General features: G+C 58.5%; 2 protein-coding genes and 2 pseudogenes. 1 reads left to right on the top strand and 3 read right to left on the bottom strand.

Translation table 11 applies throughout. The features are described from left to right. Window positions 1-255 precede the first annotated feature (255 nt). Window positions 256-437 (top strand): annotated as a pseudogene (locus ACZIRK_RS44915) (CopD family protein); the annotation flags it as partial. Here ACZIRK_RS44915 and ACZIRK_RS44910 read toward each other — a convergent pair. From ACZIRK_RS44910 to ACZIRK_RS44900, 3 genes and pseudogenes are all read right to left on the bottom strand, one after another. After that, a pseudogene (locus ACZIRK_RS44910) lies at window positions 400-600 on the bottom strand (kinase/pyrophosphorylase); the annotation flags it as partial. The pseudogenes ACZIRK_RS44915 and ACZIRK_RS44910 overlap by 38 nt on opposite strands. A gap of 732 nt (window positions 601-1,332) precedes the next feature. Further along, window positions 1,333-1,869: a hypothetical protein gene (locus ACZIRK_RS44905; protein ID WP_474419813.1), complete on the bottom strand. Its 537-nt coding sequence runs from the start codon at window positions 1,867-1,869 to the stop codon at window positions 1,333-1,335. A 194-nt stretch (window positions 1,870-2,063) separates the two neighbouring features. After that, window positions 2,064-2,407, bottom strand: a 344-nt coding sequence (locus ACZIRK_RS44900; protein WP_463703254.1) for a hypothetical protein, incomplete at its 5' end; no start/stop codon positions are given.

Genomic DNA, 2,407 nt, shown 5'->3' with positions numbered 1-2,407 from the left:
AAATCCTGCACACTCGGCGGCAGCAACTGCGGCTGATCAATCTTCCACGGCCGAAAATACTTGCTCATGGACCAAATCGATCACACTCCCGCCCAATTGAACAGGGAATACTCGGACAGGCTCCTAGGTATCCTGATCGAGCCGCAACTGCAAACCGCAGTCTTAAATCCAGAGTTCAGCTTTGGTTGCGGCAATAGAACCGACGCGCGGTCTCGCCACAATTTCTTCGCGTGTGTAGGCGACAACGATTTCGACATGATGCTTGGCGCGGTACCTGGATCAAGGTGCTGCGCCTGGATGGCGGGCACGAGCCCTACCTGCCGCGGTTGTTCGTCTATCACCGCGAGGCCCAGATGGGATCGAGCTTCAAGGTGATGGAGCGCCGGCTGCTTGCGTCGTCGAACCGGCGCCCATGGTCAGCAACCAGTTTTGCCGGACCTGGATCAGCCGCTCCGGCGTCGCATGCCGGCTGACGACCGGCGTCCTCGTCAACTTCTCCGGTTGATGTGGGAAAGGAATGCCCGGCACCGGCGGCCCGTTGGCGGTACGGATACCTTGATTGGCCAGATAAATGGCGAGCGTCTTCGACGTGCGAGACACGTTGGTCGTTCTGTCCCCGAGATGGGCATGACGGGCGTCAAATAACATGTTGACAACAGGGTGATTTCGCCGTGCAGACGATCCAGAAACACGCGCCATTGGCCTCTGGCGGCAAAGGCCGGAAGTGGATTACGTTTTTGACCGACAGGTATGTCCAGGTTCATGAGCATCAGCGTGTCCTCACATCCTGATGGGGTGGGCTGGTATTGATGAGAGAGCCCTTGTAGCGCCGGACCTTCTCGAATCTCGAGCCGGTCACCGTGGCCAATTCTCGAGATGTTCAAATGAACGTTCGTCTTGCCGCCTGCTCCAATCGGGGCCCGATCGGCGGTCTTTCGGCATATCCATCTCGTTGCGTCGGCTGCGCGATGGATTTACATGGCGCTTACCTCGGATTGCAACCCTATTCAATTAGAAGCGCTCGAACGACACCCATGCTCCTTGATCCCGATGTTGGGAGACGAAATCGATGGACCACAATCGAGCGGGTGCCCGCTTGGATTTTGCTTGGCGAGATTGTAGACGTTCGCTTGTTGCAAGCATCGCGTGATGCTGAGCTCAATGGCTGTGATCCACAGACGGAGGAACACCGCGCTTGCGGCCAGCAATGGCATGACAAGGATGGAACCCGCGCCGAAGGACCGCTCAACAAAGGAAGAGCAACAGCACGAACAGTGCGGCCGCGGCGGCGATGGAAATGAGCATCTAACCGCGGAACACGATTTGCGGTTGCTAATGGAGTCTGTCCAGCTCGTAATGAACATTTTTCGGCAGGACCTCCGGTGCGTTGAGTGTTTGCCGGACTTCGAGACGTTCACGGCCATCTCGACTTCGGATCGGCCGTGACGATCGCAGGCCCCGCCGTTCCGACAGTTCCATGACAGCCTGCAGCTGCGCGACCGCAGCGCGCTTGGCGGCGGGCCTTCCATCGCGGCCCGCACCCACGTGCTCCGACATTACCCTGCCATGATGCCCCTCTCGCTGATTTTCGGAGATCGGGTGGCGGACTCCGGCAATCGCTGCAGGTTTGTGTTGGCGAGACTTCACAACGCTTACCGCAACGCGCGGACGGAGAAACTCGCCGGCTGCGCAAGGCATCGACGTGATGCATATCGAGCCGGACGATCGCCTGCGGCAGTCAGCGATAGCCGGCCGACGTGCAAAAGAAGTACGCTCGATGACCGGTCCCTCGCGGCCAAGCAACGCGACGACGGCTGGAGAAGGCAGAAAGGTCTTGTCGACAAATATCATCGGCTGTTTGCCGATCACGCGGGCGCTGCGCTCGCGGGGACGGGAGAGCCGATATCGAGGTCGTCGATCTCCGTGCTCAAGCCGGCGAGCAATCAACCGGTTGAACATAAGGTGAAACGCTATCTCGGAAACATCCCGTCGCGAATCACCGCGCGCTCCTTATCTTAGACCTTGAGCTGGAGAACCGCTTTCATTTGGGTTGATCCCGCCGCTTAGGTCGTGAGTTCAATCAGCTTTGGTTTACGCGCAATCAAGTTCGTAAATTCCATAATCAATGTTCCGCACGGGAGTGCTGCACGATGGGTGACGAGTCCTGTACCGAAACTCTCCGCAAAATGATTGAGCACCAGATCGAAGCTGTTGCGGCGGCTATCTGTGAAGGCAAGAGCGCCGTCGAAGCCGCATGCCGTCTGGAGTGGCTTACCCGTGAACTGGTGCGGGAAGAGGTGCCTCCGAGGAAAGGCGCCTTGCGGCGGGCTGACCTGAGCTGGGAATTCCTTATTAGAAGCCGCCCTCCGTCTCAGCCAACTTCCGGAGCGTGCAGAGGTCAACACGT

This window comes from Bradyrhizobium sp. Leo114 (genome assembly GCF_055229415.2).
This window is presented reverse-complemented; position numbering and strand designations above follow the sequence as displayed.